We start from the raw sequence: 20,350 nt of genomic DNA on the forward strand, positions 1-20,350 counted from the left end.
CCACGGTGGTCGGGGTGGGAAGCGAAGAGATTTATGTGAACGAACACGGCGCGATACGGATTCATTTCCACTGGAACCGCTACGATAAAGCGGACGACAACGCGTCTTGTTGGGTACGGGTGGCACAGGGCTGGAACGGCAACGGTTTCGGTTTTATGGCGATACCGCGCGTCGGGCAGGAGGTGATCGTCAGCTATCTCAACGGCGATATCGACCGCCCGATTGTGACGGGGTGTACCTATAACGGCCTCAACCGCCCGCCTCTTAATTTACCGGCGGAGAAAACCCGTACCACCTTTAAAACCCGGACTCTCGGAGGGCAGGGATTTAATGAACTGCGCTTTGAGGATAACAAAGGAAGCGAGGAAGTGTTTATTCATGCTCAACGGGATATGAATACCCAGATTCTCCGGGATAAAACCACGCAGATAGGCCATGACCAGCAAACAGAAGTGGCGCATAACCGCACGGCGATAATTAAAAACGATGATGATGAAGCCGTGCAAGGCGGCCAGACGCTTGAAGTTGGTCAGAATCAAACGGTGACCATTAAAGGTCAGCAAGCCCTTTCCGTGGGTAAAAGCCATCAATTAAACATCGCCGATAACCAGCAAATTACCGTGGGTAAACATATCACGGTGCACTCTGAAAGCGGGCAAATCATCATTGGGAACGCAGGCGGGCAGATAGTCATTGACCCGATGGGCAATATCCGGATTGAAGGCGTCAGCATCACCATGACCGACCATATCACCGGCAAGAAATCCGCCGGTGCGCTGTTTGACTACTCCGCCCGCTATACCCTGCTCAGTGAGCAGAGCGATAAGCCGCTGGTGAATGTCCCCTACACCATCACCACCGGCGATGGTCAGGTTATCCCGGGTAAAACTGACGCGTTGGGCAGGACGGTGACGGTGCAGAGTGCGGCAGAAGAAAATCTGCAACTGCGTTCACCGGAAGCAACATCCAAGCCGAAGCAAACCTTATATCAGGCCAGTGATAACACACCGGTAGAGCATGTTATGGAATTTACGGAGGAATAAGTATGGCAATATCCAACAACGGCAAGATGTGCCCGGCTGTCACATCAATCACCTGTACGATGGAAATAGGGGTCTTTCCCGCCGATGAAGATCCCTGTTATCTGGCGAGAAAAGCCGAATACGCTCTGCGTCTGCCGGCAATGATTATCACCAAACTGGGGGCTATTCGCTTTCTTAATCAAGTCATTATGAGTGGGTTGATTAAGGTTGAGGAGCTTAAGCATGACTTCCTGTGGCCCTATAAAGCAGAAGTGGTGTTTGCTATCCGAGGAGAGCAAGATGTCCCCTTACCCATGCTGGCAACCAGTCAAGACTCTAAGCAGCGTTATGGTGGTAATTTGCCGCAATCCAGTAATCCGTTTGCCCGGCCTTCTGCCGAAGACGCAGAGAAATTCGGTGTTAAACGTATTCGGCGCCCCGATATTATTTTGGTTAAAGATGAGACTCTCCGCTGGCCGGGCAGAAATGCTACCTACTTCGATGATTCTGTGCACCCGGATAATCTGAAAATGCTAATTGAGGTGAAATTTCCGGGGGACGACCTAACTCAGGCACAACAAGCTGATTACATCCAGATTGCGACAGAAGATCGCTTTGGGGTGATGCGTGTCACGGATAATCGCACTGAGGAGCAAAAGCAGTATGATGAAGCATGGCGAAAACTTTATCAGCCCGGTTCCCAGCACTATAAAAATCCCATCCCACTAGCCCCGCTGCCGCCCGGTTCGCCGCCTGATGATAAAGCTTTACCCGTACCGCCCGCAGAGGGTGTGCCGGGGACCATTCCGCAACCCTTGACAAAAAATCCACCGCTTCTCAGCACTTCCCGCTGGTCGTTTTTACCCAGCTATGAAGACTGGGTTGTCCTCGGGCAGGAGGTGGCGGGTCTGGCCGAAAACGGGTTGAATTATGTCCGCGACAGTACCCGGGAGCTTCTTGCCCAGTTTGGTACCTGGCTCAATCAAACCGGCAAATGGGTGTGTGAAGAGATTATTGACCCGATAAGCCATCAGGTCAGCTACGCTTTTTCCTGGGTTAATGAACAAACGGGGAAAATCGTGACCTGGACGGAGAGTGAGATAAAAGCCCGGTGGCAGACGGTGCAACAGGGTTCAGATATCACCCTGGAAGAGCTAAAAAATATCAGCTGGATGCAGATATTAAAAGAGGTGGGGGAAGGGATGCTGGAAATGGTGGTGATTATTGCCGGCGTTGCCGTTGTTATCCTTGTCACCCTTGCCGTCGCTGCCGCATTGATTGCACTGGTGGAAATTTTAGCTGCCGCTGCCGCAGTTAGCGCCGCCGCGTTAGCTGCCGTCCTGGCAATATTGGCGAGTGTGACATTCGCCACCGCTTCATAATTAACGGAGAGAATATGGATACTTCAGATTACTTTGCCCAGTTGAAATCACAACTGACCGCATTTACCTTCCTCAATGGCGATGGGCTGACCGTTTCTCGTCTTGGGATTTCTATCACTCTGTTTTTTAAACAGGGTTACACCCAGGAGAAAAAACAACGCATTCTGGCCTGCTACCGGCGCTTTCGGGAGGAATTCGGTACTCACCTGCGTTTTCACCGTCATGAATTTAAAGGGTTAAAAAAATATTCATCGGAAAATATTGCCAAAGTGGAAGAAGGCATTCTTAATCAGAAAAAAAACCAGCCTTGTGGTTGGGTGGTCAGTGATGCTAAAAATGAAGATGACGCGCCTCGTTATCTGATGCGTTACCTAGGGTCCGATGAAGCTGATGGTGATAACAGTAGTTCATACCTCAGTCTAGTGTTGCCTTGGGATTATCTGAAGGAACAAGAGGGCATGGCTCGCTTTACGACTTGGCTGGAGTTTCTGTGTGAACAACTCGAACCGGACAGTGGTGACTGTGGCTACTGTCTGGTCTTACCCAATGACTTCTATGACTACTTTCCTTTAGAGTATCAACTGGCGCAACGTTACCCTTCCTTGCAAGTTAACTCCGCAGTGTTCACAGCTAAATTACAGTATGGACATTCCATCCGTGGCATTAATTGGATCACCCTGCTGTCCAAACGCTTTGTAAACCGACTGGGTGGAGAATTCTGGATACGTCAGGTGCTGCGCCCCTACCGGGATGTGGTGATTACTTCTTACCGTGATGGCCTGATTATCCAGGCCGGTGAATACCCGGACTTAACGCCACTCCCGGGCAGTGTCCCGGAGAGTTATTTTGCCATTAACCAACTGATACGTCCGATACGGGTGATACCTCGTGAAGGCCATTCATTGCACTTCTATGGTGAAGGGCATTTCAATTCAACTTCCACCTTGGCCTGGTATGCTCGTTATGACCGGGGACCGCTACAAGTGACCCCTTTGAAAGGTGACCATCCGGCACTGGTCAGCGGGATCTGGCAAACCGACAGCCTGCCTGGCCAGCAGTACTTCTTTGCTCAGGGTGCGATGTCTTTTGATGTTGAAGGTGCAGAGACGGGTACAACGATCTGGCATCTGATACGGGAAGCGGCAAATATGTGGGAATAACAGATTATCCACCGACTCATCACTCACGGAGAAAATGATGGAAACTGTAGATTACTTTGCCCAGTTGAAATCACAACTGACCGAGTTTACCTTCCTCAATGGCGATGGGCTGACTGTTTCTCGTCTGGGCCTCTCTATTACCCTGTTTTTTAAACAAGGCTACACTCAAGAGAAAAAGCAACGCATTCTGGCCTGTTACCGGCGCTTTCGCGAAGAGTTTGGTACTCAACTGCGTTTTCACCGTCATGAGCTGAAAGGGTTAAGAAAATATTCCCCGGAAAATATCATTAAAATAGAGGAAGGCATTCTCGCCAGGAAAAAAAATCAGCCTTGTGGTTGGGTGGTCAGTGATGCCAAAAATGAAGATGAGGCACCTTGTTATCTGATGCGTTACCTGGATTCTCGGGAAGCTAATGGTGACGATGATAGCTCCTACCTGAGTCTGGTACTGCCCTGGGATTATCTGAAAGAGCAAGAGGGTATGACCCGGTTTATAGACTGGCTGGATTTTCTGTGTGAACAGCTTGAACCGGACAGTGGTGACTGTGGTTACTGTCTGGTCCTGCCCAAAGATTACTATGACTATTTTCCTTTAGAGTACCAACTGGCGCAACGTTACCCTTCCCTGCAAGTGAACTCCGCAGTTCATACAGCTAAATTACAGTATGAACACTCTATCCGTGGCATTAACTGGATCACCCTGCTGTCCAAACGCTTTGTAAACCGACTGGGTGGGGAATATTGGATACGTCATGTGCTGCGTCCCTACCGGGATGTGGTGATTAGTTCTTATTCCAATGGCCTGATTATCCGGGCCGGTCAATACCCGGATTTAACGCCATTACCGGGCAGTGTCCCAGAGAGTTATTTTGCCATTAACCAACTGATACGTCCGATACGGGTGATACCTCGTGAAGGCCATTCCCTGCACTTTTATGGTGCCGGTCATTTTGATGATATTTCCACACTGGCCTGGTATGCCCGTTATGACCGGGGACCGCTACAAGTGACACCTTTGAAAGGTGACCATCCGGCACTGGTCAGTGGGATCTGGCGAACCGATAGCCTGCCTGGCCAGCAGTACTTCTTTGCTCAGGGGGCGATGGCTTTTGATGTTGAAGGTGCAGAGACGGGTACAACTATCTGGCATCTGATACGGGAAGCGGCAAGTATGTGGGAATAACAGATTATCCACCGACTCATAACTTACGGAGAAAATGATGGAAACTGTAGATAACTTTGCCCAGTTGAGATCACAACTGGCCGCGTTTACCTTCCTCAATGGCGATGGGCTGACCGTTTCTCGTCTTGGGATTTCTATCACCCTGTTTTTTAAACAAGGCTACACTCAAGAGAAAAAGCAACGCATTCTGGCCTGTTACCGGCGCTTTCGCGAAGAGTTTGGTACCCACCTACGTTTTCACCGTCATGAGCTGGAAGGGCTAAAAAAATATTCACCGGAAAATATTGCCAAAGTAGAAGAAGGTATTCTTAATCAGAAAAAAAACCAGCCTTGTGGTTGGGTGGTCAGTGATGCTAAAAATATCTATGAAGCTCCTCGCTATCTGATGCATTACTTGGATTCTGATGAGGATGATGGTGACGATGATAGCTCTTACCTCAGTCTGGTGTTGCCCTGGGATTATCTGAAAGAACAAGAGGGCATGGCCCGATTTATGGCCTGGCTGGACTTTCTGTGTGAACAGCTTGAACCTGACAGTGGGGACTGTGGTTACTGCCTAGTCTTACCCAATGATTACCATGACTACTTTTCCCTAGAATATCAGTTAGCGCAACGCTACCCCGCCTTGCAAGTCAACTCCACGGTTCATACTGCGGTATTACAGTATGAACACTCCATCCGGGGCATTAACTGGATCACCCTGCTGTCCAAACGATTTGTAAACCGACTGGGTGGAGAATTCTGGATACGTCAGGTGCTGCGCCCCTACCGGGATGTGGTGATTAGTTCTTATTCCAATGGTCTGATAATCCGGGCCGGTCAATACCCGGATTTAACGCCACTACCGGGCAGTGTCCCGGAGAGTTATTTTGCTATTAACCAGTTGATACGTCCGATACGGGTGATACCTCGTGAAGGCCATTCATTGCACTTCTATGGTGAAGGTCATTTTGATGATATTTCCACCTTGGCTTGGTATGCCCGTTATGACCGGGGACCGCTACAGGTGACCCTTTTGAGAGGCAACCATCCGGCACTGGTCAGCGGGATCTGGCGAACCGACAGCCTGCCGGGCAAACAGTACTTCTTTGCTCAGGGTACGATGGCTTTTGATGTTGAAGGTGCAGAACCGGGCACAACCCTCTGGCATTTAATACGAGAAACGGAAAATACAACGGAGTAAATAATGCGTAGTGTAGTGGAAGGGAAAAAAATTATCCTTAAAGGCGATACCACAACAACCGGAGGCGAGGTTTTAAAGGGTTTCGATTTGGTAAATCAACAACTATCGGTTGCCTGTAAAGGTGACCCGGTGTTTTGTCCCGCCTGTAAACAAACCGGCGCTGTTGCGGAAGGTTCTAACTTGTTCAATATACAAGGAATACCTGTCGCGCTGGAGGGGAACCTTGTTAATTGTGGTTGCCCGACCGGCGATTGTCGATTAAAGGTACGGTCATAACTATCAAATGCTAAAGCCTTTAATTGAAATACCCATAAAACCAGAGCAGGTTTTAAACTGTGATTAAAAGTTGTTTTTTTAACGTATGATTTTAATCGGTATCTGGTTTTAATCGTTTTTTATCTTTTGGATATATGCTTTTTGTTAAATTTAAACATTATGATATATACCCTATGGATTTCAAGATGCATCGCGACGGCAAGGGAGAGAATCCCCGGGAGCATAGATAACTATGTGACCGGGGTGAACGAGTGCAGCCAACAAAGAGGCAACTTGAAAGATGACGGGTATATCGTGGTTTTACGTTTAAACGAACATTAATCATATCCGATTTATTTTGACTGACACTATTTTACCGACATGGTTTTACCAATGTTGTTTTACCAATACTGTTTTACTGGCAATTCTGCGAGCTTTTATAAATTATCACCTTTTGTTTTTTCTTTATAAATCGCTGATAAATAGCTTGATAGTATAAAAATGCCGTTAATGTTTTAGGATAACGCCTTTTTTAGCGCTTAAATCCAGCTAAATTAATCGTTTTATCTCTTCTTTAATCGCATTTTTATTGATTGCTTCGTAAAATGATAGTGAGAACATACTTGAATGTCAGTTTATTCTATTAATGTTATTTTACGTGATTATTGCTTTTCAACCCTCGGTTAATGGTTAGTGAATTTCGACTAAATGTTATTAATCACACTACTGAAAACTTTGATTAGTTGTGTTAAATCAGTCTGTTGAGTGAAATGTTTAATCTCTCCCTGTTTGTCTTTTTAAATAATCATGACTGGTTAGGTAAATGTAAAATAAGTGGAGGATAGTATGTATTACCGATAAATGGATTAAACATAGCGGAGAATAGGTTGTTTTTAGTCACTTTATGCCTTTTAAAAAGTTGGCATCAGTGTACTACCTATTTTTTAATCCTTAGTTGATTAATTACCGGTAAAAGAGAAATGTAAGTTAAAAAAGTAATGTTAAAAATATGATAAGCTTGTACTGTGGTTTTCATTCTGACGGGGTGCTTGTTTTTAATTGGAAACCTGTTGTAACGAACGGTTTTTATTGCTTAATTGTGGTAAGTTTAATAGCTTTTACATTTTCTGAACCGTATTTAATGTCCTTGTTTTCATTAAAATGATATTTAGGTTTTCTCGTTTCTCCTTTTTCTATATTTGATTTTTTAGATTTAAAACCAGTGGGGGTAGCAGATAGCTAACAGTATTAAAGTTAATGCCAATTTTTTTAATTATTTTTAATGTTGTTAAATAACATTTCGTAATTATGCTACACATAGCCATCTTCAACTCATTGTTATACATAGAATTATGAGTGGTATAAAATGTAGCACTATTTTGGGATTTTATTTAAATATTCTTACTTTTTCGGGGATGCCTCTCGGTTTTCTGAAATTATAGTCTCTGATTTTTCGTAAACTTGTTTCAGTCAGGAAAAATCTTTTATTTAAGAAAATTGGTTTAATATTGTTAAAGCTGTTAAAGCTGTTAAAGCTGTTAAAGCTGTTAAAGCTGTTAAAGCTGTTAAAGCTGTTAAAGCTGTTAAAGCTGTTAAAGCTGTTAAAGCTGTTAAAGCTGTTAAAGCTGTTAAAGCTGTTAATGTGGTTAATACTGTTAAATGCTTTGCTAGGATATATTCTTGTTATCGGGTTAACGCTGTTATTTTTTTTTTACCTTATTTAATCAATTTAAAACCTGTTTTTTCTAATGTTTTCTCTTCTAATATCAGTATGGTATCGGATTTTTTACCCAATTAAAAAAAGCCTTATTAATTACTGCTTTTTACTTTTGATGATTAAAGTTTTTATCTGTTTTTTCCGAGGTACGCTTGGCTTCTTTTCCCGCTTTTAAAACCACACTGACAGATAAAAAAGGCTTTTCTGAATACTGTTTTATTATTGGTGAAAACTCAGTTGTAGTAGTCAAGGCGTTAAAAATCAGCAATATGAAGGATGATTTATGGATTAAAACCATCCTTTAAACTGGAAAGAATAACGCCTGCGCAGGAGAAACAGGCGTTACGGTATTTAGTCTCTGGCCGTTCCGGTTTTTTTACGGCATTTATCTACATCTTTCAGCAATTGATTGACATGATCATTACCAAACAGGGTTTCCAATGTGGTATTCAGTTTACGTCGCCAGTTAGGATATTCCATTACCGTACCTGGAATGTTGACCGGTTTATCCATATCCAGCCAATCTTCGGGTTGCAGTCCCAATAGTGCGCAGGCACTGTGGGCAATGTAACGATGTAACCCTTGGTTTATTATCGGTGACATTCCAACCTCTTGTGCCGTGTCACCGATATGTTCCGGGATACAGCCGTAGCGATGTAAGCCCTCTAATAACCCTTGTTTGCTAGCTTGACGTTCGGTATGTAACCCTTGAAGCAGGTTTTTATCAGGATATAACTTGAGTGATTCCCCAAGTGTCAAATCGGCGCTTTGCCAAAATCCACGTAAAGTAGGTAAATCATGAGTGGTGATGGTCGCCATCGCTTGTATCGGGTAATCTTCTGGTGCGCGGTATTCCCCATTGCCGTGACGCTCAAAGTAGAGCACTTTATAAGAATAGACACCTCTATCGCGCAGCTTGCCCACAATCTCTTCCGGTACAATCCCCAAATCTTCACCAATGACCAGACAGCGATGGCGTTGACTTTCTAATGCCAGAATCGCCATCAGATCATCCACTGGGTAGTGTACATATGCTCCTTTGTCGGCGGTTTCGCCGTAGGGAATCCACCAAAGCCTGAGCATCGACATAACGTGGTCAATGCGTAGCGCACCGCAGTAGGTCATATTTGTGCGCAGCAGCTTAATAAACGGTTGGTAAGCTTGGGCTTGCAAAACATGAGGATTCATTGGTGGTAGGCCCCAGTTTTGACCTAGTGGTCCCAGTGCGTCCGGTGGCGCTCCCACTGATGCTTTGGTGCAGTAGACAGCCCGATTGCACCAGGTTTCTGAACCGCCTTCCGCTACGCCGACGGCCAAATCACGGTAAATTCCAATCGGCATGTCACTTGTTTGGCTTTGGGTAAAGCAGTCTGCAAGCTGAGTATCAGCCAGCCATTGTAGCCAGAGGAAAAACTCCACTTCTTGCGGGTGAGATTGGCAAAATGTTTGCACCTCTTCACCGTGCGGATCGCGGTACTTTTCCGGCCATACCGGCCAGCCCCAACAGGAATTATCTTCGGCGTATAGCCGACAATGTAGGGCGTCATAGGCGGCTTGATAGTAGAGACACTCGCTACCCTGAATAACAAATTGGCGGAAAGCGGTTTTTGACGGGTCATGTTCTGGACGGGTGCTGAATTGTTGATGTGCCAGACGCAGTGCTGCCATTTTCAACGCCATAACCGTGGTGTAATCCACCCATTCCGCGTTGCGGGCATCCTGTAACATGCGTTGCGTCGTCGCTGTTTGCCACCATCTCTGTGCTTCTTCACTATGTTTGAAATCCTCAACCTGATTAACATCAATGTAAATCACGTTAAGCCAGTTGCGTGAAGAGGGGCTATAGGGACTGGCGCTTTCTGGCATGGTTGGATGCAGTGCATGCAACGGATTCAACCCGATGAAGGAGCCTCCGCGTGCTGCTATCTCTTTCAGCATGTGTTTCAGGTCGCCAAAATCTCCGATTCCCCAATTGTTTTCTGAGCGCAGGGTGTAGAGTTGTACACAGGCACCCCAAAGTTTTTCCTTCCTTAGCAGGGCGTCTGGTTCATAGCAGCGGTTGGGTGCCACGATAATCGGCATAGACCAGCATTGGTTTTCTTGTGTCAGAGTGAGGTGGTGGTAGCCCAGAGCAAGCGTATCAGGCAGCATCAGTTGATGGCGGCAATGCCCCTGAAATTCCTCTCCTTGTTCTGTTCGTATCTGCCATTGGTAGTGCTCTTCATCTTTCAGGGTGATAGTGAAGTGTTCACCTTGAGTAAAAACTTTTACTGTTGGTAAGGGTGAAACCGACGCATTGGCCGGTTTGTTTACGCTTATCGCATCCAACAAGCGATGTCGGGTTTCCGTTGGAATCGCTTGTGGCTTGCCATAAGCATTAATGTAGCTGGCGACAATGCCAGCCTCGGTCGCTAAATGATCGAGGCTTTTTTCCTCCATGATTTTTCCTTATCTCTTTGCTTGCCAGATACGCTGTTGGTAATCACGGATTGTCCGGTCAGAGCTAAACATGCCCATCCGGGCGGTGTTCAGAATGGCGCTGCGTGTCCAGCTTTGAGTATCGCGGTACAAAGTATCGATCCGTTTATGCGCATCGCAATAAGAGGCAAAATCAGCTAGCACCAGATAAGGATCGCCACCTTCAATCAGGCTATGTAGCAGCATATCGAATGCTCGTTTGTCGCTATAGCTGAACTCGCCGCTAGCCAGTGCTTTGAGTATGTTGTCCAGGTGTTGATCTTCCTTGAGTAGTTTCAGTGGGTCATAACCGCCAGCTTTTAAGGCTTTCACTTCTTCTACGGTATGCCCGAAGATGAAGATGTGGTCATCTCCTACCTGTTCGGCAATTTCAACGTTCGCTCCATCTAATGTGCCGATAGTCAATGCCCCATTCAGTGCCAGTTTCATGTTGCCGGTACCGGAAGCTTCTTTACCGGCGGTGGAGATTTGTTCTGAAACATCGGCAGCCGGTATCATTAGCTCCGCGACAGAAACTTTGTAATCAGGGATAAAAGCGATCTTGATGCGATCACGGACAATCGGATCGTTATTAATTTTCTCCGCAGCCTGATTGATCGCAGAGATAATGTTTTTTGCCAAATAGTAGCCGGGCGCGGCTTTTGCACCAAATAAGAATACACGTGGCACGATATCTAGCGCCGGATTTTCCTGAATTTGTTTGTAGAGCGATAGGATATGTAACAGGTTTAGATGCTGACGCTTATATTCATGTAAACGTTTAATTTGCACATCAAAAATGGCGTTTGGATCTAGCTTGAGCCCCATCACTTTATTGACATAATTGGATAGCAGGATCTTGTTGCTTTGTTTAATAGCTCGGTACTCTTCGCGGAAAGCGGCGTCATCTGCATAGGGTTCAAGTGCTTTAAGGGCATCAAGATCGTTAACCCATTCGCGATTAAGTGTACGGTCAAGTAATCCTGACAGTGCCGGGTTACACTGTTTGATCCAGCGACGTGGGGTAACGCCATTTGTCACGTTGAGAAACTTATTCGGCCATAGTTGATGGTATTCAGGAAACAGATCCTTAACGATGAGTTGTGAGTGCAGTGCTGCGACCCCGTTTACGGCAAAGCCTGCGACAACGCAAAGATTCGCCATGCGTATCTGATGGTTATAATGTACAGCTAATTTTTCCCATACGGCTTGCTCGCCGGGCCAGGTTTTGTCTACCAATTTTTTAAATCGATAGTTAATTTCTTTAATGATGCGGTAATGGCGTGGCAGCAGGTGGCTGACTAGCTCCTCGTCCCAACATTCCAAACCTTCTGGCATCAGGGTATGGTTGGTATAGGCGAAAGTATGGCTGGTTATCTCCCATGCTGTGTCCCAACTTATCTGGTGTTTATCCAGCAGAATGCGCATCATTTCAGGGATGGCAATCGTTGGATGGGTATCGTTAAGCTGGATAACTTCATACTTAGGCAGATCTTCTGTTTTGCGGCCTGCCTGATGATGGCGACGCAAGATATCTGCGACGGAGCAGGCACACTGGAAATATTGTTGCATCAGACGCAGGCGTTTGCCTTCTTGATGATTGTCATTCGGATAGAGAACTTTCGTTAACTTAGCGGCTTCAACACCTTGCTGTTCCGCGGCCAGAAACTGTCCGGCGTTGAATTTGTCGAGATCAAATGGTGCAGCATGGGTTGCTTGCCACAGGCGTAATGGCTGAGTAACACTATTACGATAACCAATGACCGGTAGATCCCAAGCTTCTCCAATCAAGGTAAAGTCAGGTACCCAAGTTTCGCGTCCATCATCGGTTATGACGACTTCGCCACCAAAATTCACCTCAACATCTAACTGAACGTTGTGACGGAACCAGGGATAGGATTCTCGCCCCCAGTTGTCTGGTTCTTCAATTTGTTGCCCTTGTTCAAAGGATTGGCGGAACAGGCCGTATTGATAATTCAGACCGTAGCCAATGGCCGACTGACCGACGGTTGCCATCGAATCAAGAAAACAGGCGGCAAGCCGTCCCAATCCACCGTTACCTAAAGCGGGGTCGGTTTCCTGTTCCAGAAGATCACTCAGAATAATATTTTCTTCTGCCAGGTAAGCCTGAACGTCTTCATACCAACCAAGGTTAAGCAAATTGTTTGCGGTTAAACGGCCAATCAGAAACTCCATCGAGATGTAGTTCACATGGCGTTGTTGGTCGGAATGATCGATGACAGGGCATGCGGGCAACAGCTCTGACAGGGCCGCACTGACGGCTTGCCACCACTGATGCTGAGTCATTTCCTGTGCTGAACCGAGGCCAAAGCGCTGCCATTGACGTGTCAGCGCAGCCTGAAACTGGGCTTTATCTAATCTGGACTGTTGCATGGAGTCTTCATCCTGTAGCTGAAAAGGAAAATTTAAGCACTATGCTGAATGCTCTCAAGATCTAAAGCATCATCCTGGAGAGGTATTAGTCAGGGAGGAGTAGAAGGGCGTAGCCAGTAACTATATTGCGTATCATTTTTGTATTTATTGAGTTCATTTTTTTCCAACGGATCGATTAAGGTAATTTGCTAATCGCTTCCATAACTTGTATGTAGAAAATGGAATTTGCTGTTCAATAATGTGATAGGGTGCGCAACTTAATACTATGGGGTTCGTAAACATATTTGCAAAAGCCATCTATTTCACTAAATTTGGTTGGGCCGATTAATGGCATTATTACGGACCATGAAATAAATCATCTAAATAACACATACCCTATGGATTTCAAGATGGATCGCGACGGCAAGGGAGCGAATCCCCGGGAGCATAGCAAACTATGTGACCGGGGTGAGTGAGCGCAGCCAACAAAGAGGCAACTTGAAAGATGACGGGTATATATGGTTCCGGCACTGGTTTTACTTACTTATCGCTTCTTTGGGCACGGAAATTAATGCTTATCCCATCAAAACTGAGTCGTCCCGTTCGTCTGAATAATACAGTCTTGCGTAAGCGTCTGTTAATCAGACTGAATGAGTCGTCTAATTATCGTCTTGTGCTAATAACTAGCCCCGCTGGTTATGGTAAAACCACATTGGTCTCTCAGTGGGCTGCCGGGCAGGATAATCTGGGATGGTATTCTTTGGATGAGAGCGATAATCAGCCGGAACGTTTTGCCAGCTATCTTATCGCGGCGTTTCAGCAGGCTACGCAGGGACACTGTGTTAAAAGTGAAGTGTTGGCCCAAAAACATCAGTATGCCAATTTACCCGCGCTTTTCGCTCAATTATTTATTGAACTTAGTGAGTGGCGGCGGCCTATTTCCTTGGTGATTGATGATTACCATCTGATTGTAAATAACATTATTCATGAGGCGATGCGGTTCTTCCTGCGTCACCAGCCTGAGAATCTGACGTTAACCATCTTATCGCGTAATCTGCCTTCTCTTGGAGTTGCTAATCTGCGTGTGCGTGAGCAATTGCTGGAGATTGATAGCCAGCAACTGGCTTTTGATTATCAAGAAACGCAGCAATTTTTTGATAAGCGTTTAACCACATCCCTTGATGCCGATGATTGTAAGCGTCTATGCAATGAAGTCGCCGGTTGGGCAACGGCGCTCCAGCTTATTGCGCTTTCAGCGCGGCAGTCATGTGATGCCGCTGAACTGTCGGCTAAGCGTTTGTCGGGCATTAACGCCAGCCATCTTTCCGATTATTTGGTGGATGAGGTACTCAATCAGGTGGATAGTTCAACACGTGAATTTTTGTTGCGCAGTTCTATCCTGCGTTCCATGAATGATGGTTTGATTGTTCGTCTAACCGGCGAAGAGAATGGTCAGCAGCGCCTTGAAGAAACTGAACGTCAGGGGCTGTTTATCCAGCGTATGGATGATTCTGGCGAGTGGTTTCGCTTTCATCCGCTTTTTGCTTCATTTCTGCGTCAACGCTGTCAATGGGAAATGGCGTTGCAATTGCCGGAGTTTCATCGTGCGGCCGCAGAAGGTTGGTTGGCACAGGGGTATCCGGGCGAGGCGATTCATCATGCTTTGGCGGCGGGTGATACGGCCATGCTACGCGATATTTTGTTGCAGCATGCTTGGTCGCTGTTTAACCACAGTGAGTTATCGTTGTTGGAAGAGTGTATGAATGCACTGCCTTATGAGCAGCTATTGGAGAGTCCGCGTCTGGTGCTGCTCCAGGCTTGGCTGGCTCAAAGCCAACATCGTTATTCAGAGGTCAATACCCTGTTAAATCAGGCGGAACAAGCACTGCAACAGAAACAAATTGCTATTGAGCCGGATCTACTAGCTGAATTCGATGCGTTACGGGCTCAGGTGGCGATGAACAGCGGTAAGCCGGAGATGGCTGATAAGTTGGCGAAACAAGCGTTGGCGGCCCTGCTTCCGCAGAATGAATACAGTCGTATTGTTGCGACTTCCGTGGAAGGTGAAGTATTACATTGTAAAGGTGAGTTGGCTGATGCATTGGCGCGGATGCAACAAACCGAGCAGCTTGCGCGTTGTTTCCATGTTCATCACTATGCGTTGTGGGCGCTGTTACAGCAAAGTGAGATTTTATTAGCTCAGGGATATTTGCAGACGGCTTATGAAACGCAGAGCAAGGCATTTGAATTGATCCGTGAACAGCATTTGGAGCAGTTGCCAATGCATGAATTTTTGTTGCGTATCCGTTCACAGCTTTTATGGTGCTGGTCTCGTCTTGATGAAGCCGAAGATGCTGCGCGTCGTGGGCTGGAAGTGTTGTCTAACTTCCAACCTCAACAGCAGTTGCAGTGTTTAACCCAGTTGGCTAAATGCTCTTTGACCAGAGGCGATATTGATAACGCCCGACGTTATCTGGCGCGTTGTGAAAACCTGCTAAATAATGGGCAATATCATAGAGATTGGCGTACGAATACTGACAAGCTGCGAGTCATCATCTGGCAGAGTATGGACGACAAAAGCGCCGCTATTCGGTGGTTGGCACAGACCGAGCGGCCAGAAAGCGTCAGTAATCATTTTAATCAGGGCCAGTGGCGCAATATTGCTCGTGCTCAGATTCTGCTTGGTTTGTATGATGAAGCTGAGTCCATTTTGGATACATTGAATCAACATGCGAGAGAATTGCAATTAATCAGCGATCTGAATCGGAATTTACTGTTGTGTAACTTGCTTTACTGGCATATCGGGCGCAAAAGTGAAGCACAGAGTGTTCTTATTGAGGCATTGTCTCTGGCTAACCGTACAGGATTTATTAGCCATTTTGTCATTGAAGGCGAGTTGATGGCTCAACAGCTACGTCAGCTTATTCAGCTCAATACTTTGTCTGAGCTGGAGTTGCATCGGGCGCAGCGCATTTTGCGGGATATCAATCGTCAACATCGTCATAAATTCGCTCATTTTGATGAAAGTTTTGTCACTCAGTTGCTAACACACCCTGATGTTCCAGAGCTTATTCGCAATAGCCCACTGACACAGCGTGAGTGGCAGGTGCTGGGGTTGATTTACTCAGGCTACAGTAATGATCAGATTGCCGCAGAGTTGGATGTCGCGACGACGACTATCAAGACGCATATACGGAATCTGTATCAGAAGCTGGGGATTGCGAATCGCCAGGAGGCGATTCAGCAAGCACAGCAACTGATGCAGATGATGGGGTTAGGTGTGTGACAGATATTTTAGGATTCTAGCGAAACAGCCCGTCCTTTCAGGTTACGACTGAGTATGTGTGCTGACAGGGTTAGCGTGGTACCGAGTAGCATAATTAACACCAGTGATTGTTTGAGCGAAAATGGTAACGCCATCGCGATGAGTGAGAGAGCGGAGCCGACAGCCATTTGGATGAATCCTATCAGTGCAGAAGCGACACCGGCTTCGTCAGAATAAGGTTCTAGAGCATAGCTGGTGGCAGGCCCCATAACAAATGCCATACCTGTGCAGGCGAAAGAAACCGGCAACATATAGCTTAGCCAGTGTTGGCTGGCGACAGTCGGCAGATGCATGCCAAAGAATAGAGATAGGCTAGCCAGCGCCATTAGGATTGTCCCTACCAGCAGGCAGTAAGGACGGCCAATTCGAGGGATGATTTTATTGGCGGTTAGGAAGGCGATCATCGTCCAGAGTCCGTTGCCGCCAAAAATCAAGGAGAATGCTAGCGGTGAAATGTGGCCCTCAGTCATTAGCACGGTTGGCGCAAATGACACATAGGTAACCACTATTCCCATAATGCCGGCGTTAACCAGGGCAAAATGTATAAACTGGCTGTTGCTAAGAATTTGAAAGTATTGCTTTAGTGGTAGCCCGTGAACTGGCTTGGTGTTAGCGGGGCGTGTTTCTGGCAACCAGGTAGCAATGATCAGTAGCGCAATAACCGAGTAGCAAGTCAAAAACCAAAATGGTGCCCGCCAGTTGAAAATTTCAGCCAGAATGCCGCCAAGTAATGGCGCGAGAGCAGGAATAATATTTAGCGTACCGTTAATAAATCCATAGGCTTTGGCCGCTTCATCACCGTTTAGGCGATCACGCACACCGCTAATGCAGACGACACTGGTACAGCAGACAGCGCATCCTTGAATAATTCGTGCCGCAATAAAAATTTCAGGAAAAGTAGAGAGCGCCGCAATGACAGAACCGATGATATATAAGGTGATACCCGTTAGGGCCACTGGCCGACGGCCGAATTTATCTACCAGTGGCCCAGAGATTAACTGACCTAGCCCCATAATCAATAAAAACAAAGAAATCGTTGACTGAATAACTTCATTGTTAACTTTAAAATCCTCGGCGATGGCCGGGACGGTAGGCAAGAATACATCGACACCTAAAGGTCCAAAAAGTGCCAGGCTAAGTAGTAGAAGAATATAATTTTGCATGTGTGTTAAATTTCAATAATGGTAGTGGTTTTATTGGTGGATAGGCTCAGTGGAATTGATTCTTTAGTGCGACCAAAGATCTTGGATACACCAGAAATCCTACTGGCAAATCATTTCAAGCTGGCGATAGGGATGTTCAAGGATCACCCACAGACTGAACCCTTTACTTTTTTTAAAGACTGAACTTTATACGAGCTATTCACCGGTGTAAACCGACTAGCTTGTGTGGGTATTTTTAAAAGAATTTTATATAGGAAAAAAATACCTGATATATCACATCAAAAGGCTATACCTAATAGTGATATTTAATTATTTTTAATGTCAAAATATTATAAATGCAGATAAACAATATCTCTCTGTAATAATCAATGCGTTCTGCACTCGACATTTGAATGTCAGTCGAGAGTCTGGCTATATTCAGTGTATGAAAAGCACACCGTTTCAGACAAATAGAAATAATCGAGAATTTTTTATTACATTTTATCACCTGTTAGAAAATAACCACGCGTAAATATAAATGCTCTTAATCATCAGTGCAAAAGTCGGAAAGGGAGAGATTTTCGTACAGTTTTGCAGGATTTTTAATAGAATTTTTTGTCATAACCCGATAGATCAGCAGTTTTGCATGCCATTAATTAATCATTCAAAACAATAATGTATTTTATACAAAATACTTTAATATTTTAAATGTTTTTTGGGTTTTTACATGTTCTTTGTTGATCTAAATTAATTTTTAGTAAATATTCTCTTACCTGTTAAAGATTATTGTGCTTTCTTATAGTTATAAATGATTAATTAGGGTAATGAAATGATGGAAAATGGTAAACGGTTTGAAGATATGCTTTCTCGCTTTGTTGGGAACGGGCCTTATTTGGAAATTGATGGTGAAAAGTATATCGATGCAGCTTCGGGGACATTTAACCTTCCACTTGGGTACACTAATCGCAGAATAACAGAAAAATTAAAACAGCAGATTGATAGATGTACACATCTGAGTTCAGCTTATACCCATGAAATATCACAATATATTTTGGCTAAATTAGTTAAACATACCCCTAAGGGCATTGATAGAATATGGTTGCGTGATGTTTCCGGTTCTGGAGCAGTGGAATGCGCAATTCGCATCGCGCAAAAAGCAACAGGGCGTTCAGGAGTTATCTCTTTCTTTCTGGCTCATCATGGTCAGTCTTTAGCCACAGCGCAAATTTCGGGTAATGCTTTTAGAATTAAAGATTTCCATGTCAACATTGATGGTTCTTTAAAAGTCCCAACCCCTGCTAGTGTTATGTCAGAACTTGGACCAAATACAGAACCCAATCAATATTTTGATTTAGAACAATTTATTCAATTGGGTTCAAATGACAATATTGCTTGTCTTATTATTGAACCGATTCAAGGAAACGGCGGAAATAACGTTTTCCCAGTCGATTTTTACCGTAAGATCAGAGACATCTGCCATAAACATGACATTATTATTATCGCGGATGAAGTACAGACTGGATTTGGCCGTACCGGGACATTTTTTGCTTCAACCGGTTACGCTAAAGAATTAGAGCCGGATATTATTGTTTTCGCTAAGGGCGCTGGTGGCATAGGTATTCCTACCGGTGGTGTGCTGATGCGGAGTTCATTAGATGTATTAGAGTCATTCGAACATTCCAGTACATCAGGCGCTAACCCTCTTTCATTAACCGCACTCAACGAAATTATCGATATCATCGAAGACGAACAGGTTCTGGAGAATGTGCAGCGTAATGAAGTTTATTTACGTGATGGCTTATTAGCATTACAGCATAAATACCCAGAAATTACCGGTGTTAGGGGGGTTGGTTATATGTTTGGCTTTGATACGCCATCACCGGAATTTGCGGCACAAGCGATTGCAATAGCGAATTCTCATAACTTGATCATCCGTGGTTCCCGTTATGGTAAAGGTCGCGCACTTAAAGTTCGTCCGCCGTTGATTTGTACTCAGGAACATTTAAATGAAATTCTGCATAAGCTTGATCTGACTTTTGCTGATATGACGTTAAATATTTTTGACAACAAGGAGGTAGCGTAATGAAAGCACTTAAATTTAATCGGGTATGGGATGTGCAAATCCAGGATGTTGAACCGTTACGCTGTGTTGAATCTGATGATGTCGTCGTTGATATTGCGGTGTGTGGCGTTTGTGGTACGGATGTTGGGATTATCACCGGATCTTACCCTGTTGCTATTCCGGGAACCACTCTGGGCCATGAAACAACGGGAGTTATTGCGCAAATAGGGAAGGGTGTCACGCGTTTTAATGTGGGTGACCGTGTTGTTATCAATCCAACCTATTCCTGTGGGCACTGTCGGATGTGTCAGACAGGCAGCCCAAATCATTGCGAGAAAAAATTGGGAACCGAAGCGGGGGTTTCCTATGACGGGGCATTTGCTGAGCAATATCTGGCTAAAGAGAGTTCGCTGATAAAACTGGATGATCATGTCAGCATGGAAGAGGCATCACTGACGGAGCCACTGAGTTGCACACTGACCGGGGTTGATAAACTGGGCATTACTCATACTAATATTCGTGCAGCGGTAGCTGGTGCAGGCCCAATGGGGATGCTCTACATTTGGGCTTTACATGCCAAAGGCGTTAAGGCTTTCATGGTCGAGAAAAACGAAAGTCGTGTTCAATTTGCCAAAGAAAATCTGCCGCCGGAATGTGAGCTGTATACTGATTTTGATGAGGCATTGGCGCAGCAATATGGTGATAAATCAGCGCTTATCGATCTCTGTGTGGATACGACCGGGCAGTTAACCGAGTACATTTTTGAACACTTGGCACCTGGCGGGAAGTTGTTGAATGTCGCGCTTAAAGATAAGCACGCTAATCTTGATATTTTGAAAATTGCGGATAAGAGCCTTTCCGTGATTGGTTCCATTGATTCTCTGAATAACAGTTTTGAGCGTGCTTATACCATGATCCGTGATGGTATTATTCCCGCCGGTCGTCTGGTCAGCCAAGTTTTTGATTTTAATGATTACTTGCAGGCTTTTCTCACGGTTGGTTGTGATATTGCGTGCAAAAGCCAAAAACCACTGTTTACTCCGAACTGTAAAGTGCTGATCCGTATTTCCGATCTAAAATAATGGAATG

At 45.3% G+C, this 20,350-nt stretch carries 12 protein-coding genes; 9 read left to right on the top strand and 3 right to left on the bottom strand.

Features of this window, described 5'->3' with window-relative positions:
• The 6 genes from EAE91_RS21270 to EAE91_RS21295 all read left to right on the top strand — a co-directional run.
• The coding region (locus EAE91_RS21270) for a type VI secretion system Vgr family protein (RefSeq protein ID WP_214090226.1) at window positions 1-1,043 on the top strand (1,043 nt) is incomplete at its 5' end.
• 2 nt (window positions 1,044-1,045) lie between these two features.
• Window positions 1,046-2,404, top strand: a complete 1,359-nt coding sequence (locus EAE91_RS21275) for a VRR-NUC domain-containing protein (RefSeq protein ID WP_214090227.1) — start codon at window positions 1,046-1,048, stop codon at window positions 2,402-2,404.
• A gap of 14 nt (window positions 2,405-2,418) precedes the next feature.
• Window positions 2,419-3,564 carry a DUF3396 domain-containing protein gene (locus EAE91_RS21280; RefSeq protein ID WP_214090228.1) on the top strand — a complete coding sequence of 382 codons (1,146 nt, stop codon included), beginning with the start codon at window positions 2,419-2,421 and terminating at the stop codon, window positions 3,562-3,564.
• A 37-nt stretch (window positions 3,565-3,601) separates the two neighbouring features.
• Window positions 3,602-4,747: a DUF3396 domain-containing protein gene (locus tag EAE91_RS21285; protein ID WP_214090229.1), complete on the top strand. Its 1,146-nt coding sequence runs from the start codon at window positions 3,602-3,604 to the stop codon at window positions 4,745-4,747.
• 37 nt (window positions 4,748-4,784) lie between these two features.
• The gene (locus EAE91_RS21290) at window positions 4,785-5,930 is read left to right on the top strand and encodes a DUF3396 domain-containing protein (RefSeq protein WP_214090230.1); all 1,146 of its coding nucleotides are present in this window, start codon (window positions 4,785-4,787) and stop codon (window positions 5,928-5,930) included.
• Window positions 5,931-5,933: 3 nt separating this feature from the next.
• A complete protein-coding gene (locus tag EAE91_RS21295; protein WP_214090231.1) occupies window positions 5,934-6,206 on the top strand; it encodes a PAAR domain-containing protein in 273 nt (90 codons plus the stop codon).
• Between the two features lie 2,047 nt (window positions 6,207-8,253).
• Here EAE91_RS21295 and malQ read toward each other — a convergent pair.
• A complete protein-coding gene (gene malQ / locus EAE91_RS21300; RefSeq protein ID WP_214090232.1) occupies window positions 8,254-10,341 on the bottom strand; it encodes a 4-alpha-glucanotransferase in 2,088 nt (695 codons plus the stop codon).
• Window positions 10,342-10,350: 9 nt separating this feature from the next.
• Window positions 10,351-12,753: a maltodextrin phosphorylase gene (gene malP, locus EAE91_RS21305; protein ID WP_214090233.1), complete on the bottom strand. Its 2,403-nt coding sequence runs from the start codon at window positions 12,751-12,753 to the stop codon at window positions 10,351-10,353.
• A 550-nt stretch (window positions 12,754-13,303) separates the two neighbouring features.
• Here malP and malT point away from each other — a divergent pair.
• On the top strand, window positions 13,304-16,018 hold the full coding sequence (gene malT, locus EAE91_RS21310; protein WP_214090256.1) for an HTH-type transcriptional regulator MalT: 2,715 nt from the start codon (window positions 13,304-13,306) through the stop codon (window positions 16,016-16,018).
• A gap of 8 nt (window positions 16,019-16,026) precedes the next feature.
• On the opposite strand, the gene EAE91_RS21315 is transcribed toward malT, so the two are convergent.
• Complete coding sequence (locus EAE91_RS21315; RefSeq protein WP_214090234.1) at window positions 16,027-17,220, bottom strand: multidrug effflux MFS transporter; 1,194 nt, start codon at window positions 17,218-17,220, stop codon at window positions 16,027-16,029.
• An 811-nt stretch (window positions 17,221-18,031) separates the two neighbouring features.
• Here EAE91_RS21315 and EAE91_RS21320 point away from each other — a divergent pair.
• Window positions 18,032-19,282 carry a class-III pyridoxal-phosphate-dependent aminotransferase gene (locus tag EAE91_RS21320; RefSeq protein ID WP_376744770.1) on the top strand — a complete coding sequence of 417 codons (1,251 nt, stop codon included), beginning with the start codon at window positions 18,032-18,034 and terminating at the stop codon, window positions 19,280-19,282.
• A complete protein-coding gene (locus EAE91_RS21325; RefSeq protein ID WP_214090236.1) occupies window positions 19,282-20,343 on the top strand; it encodes a zinc-dependent alcohol dehydrogenase in 1,062 nt (353 codons plus the stop codon). Before EAE91_RS21320 ends, EAE91_RS21325 begins: the two co-directional genes overlap by 1 nt.
• Window positions 20,344-20,350: the final 7 nt, after the last annotated feature.

The sequence above is a fragment of the Photorhabdus noenieputensis genome, assembly GCF_018448935.1.
Lineage (GTDB): Bacteria > Pseudomonadota > Gammaproteobacteria > Enterobacterales > Enterobacteriaceae > Photorhabdus > Photorhabdus noenieputensis.

What these genes read in the sequence shown, in the direction of transcription:
- EAE91_RS21295 (WP_214090231.1), top strand. Translation starts at nt 5,934, where the DNA reads ATGCGTAGTGTAGTGGAAGGGAAAAAAATTATCCTTAAAGGCGATACC.
- EAE91_RS21280 (WP_214090228.1), top strand. Translation starts at nt 2,419, where the DNA reads ATGGATACTTCAGATTACTTTGCCCAGTTGAAATCACAACTGACCGCA.
- malP (WP_214090233.1), bottom strand. Translation starts at nt 12,753, where the DNA reads ATGCAACAGTCCAGATTAGATAAAGCCCAGTTTCAGGCTGCGCTGACA.
- EAE91_RS21285 (WP_214090229.1), top strand. Translation starts at nt 3,602, where the DNA reads ATGGAAACTGTAGATTACTTTGCCCAGTTGAAATCACAACTGACCGAG.
- malT (WP_214090256.1), top strand. Translation starts at nt 13,304, where the DNA reads ATGCTTATCCCATCAAAACTGAGTCGTCCCGTTCGTCTGAATAATACA.
- EAE91_RS21290 (WP_214090230.1), top strand. Translation starts at nt 4,785, where the DNA reads ATGGAAACTGTAGATAACTTTGCCCAGTTGAGATCACAACTGGCCGCG.
- EAE91_RS21315 (WP_214090234.1), bottom strand. Translation starts at nt 17,220, where the DNA reads ATGCAAAATTATATTCTTCTACTACTTAGCCTGGCACTTTTTGGACCT.
- malQ (WP_214090232.1), bottom strand. Translation starts at nt 10,341, where the DNA reads ATGGAGGAAAAAAGCCTCGATCATTTAGCGACCGAGGCTGGCATTGTC.
- EAE91_RS21320 (WP_376744770.1), top strand. Translation starts at nt 18,032, where the DNA reads ATGGAAAATGGTAAACGGTTTGAAGATATGCTTTCTCGCTTTGTTGGG.
- EAE91_RS21275 (WP_214090227.1), top strand. Translation starts at nt 1,046, where the DNA reads ATGGCAATATCCAACAACGGCAAGATGTGCCCGGCTGTCACATCAATC.
- EAE91_RS21325 (WP_214090236.1), top strand. Translation starts at nt 19,282, where the DNA reads ATGAAAGCACTTAAATTTAATCGGGTATGGGATGTGCAAATCCAGGAT.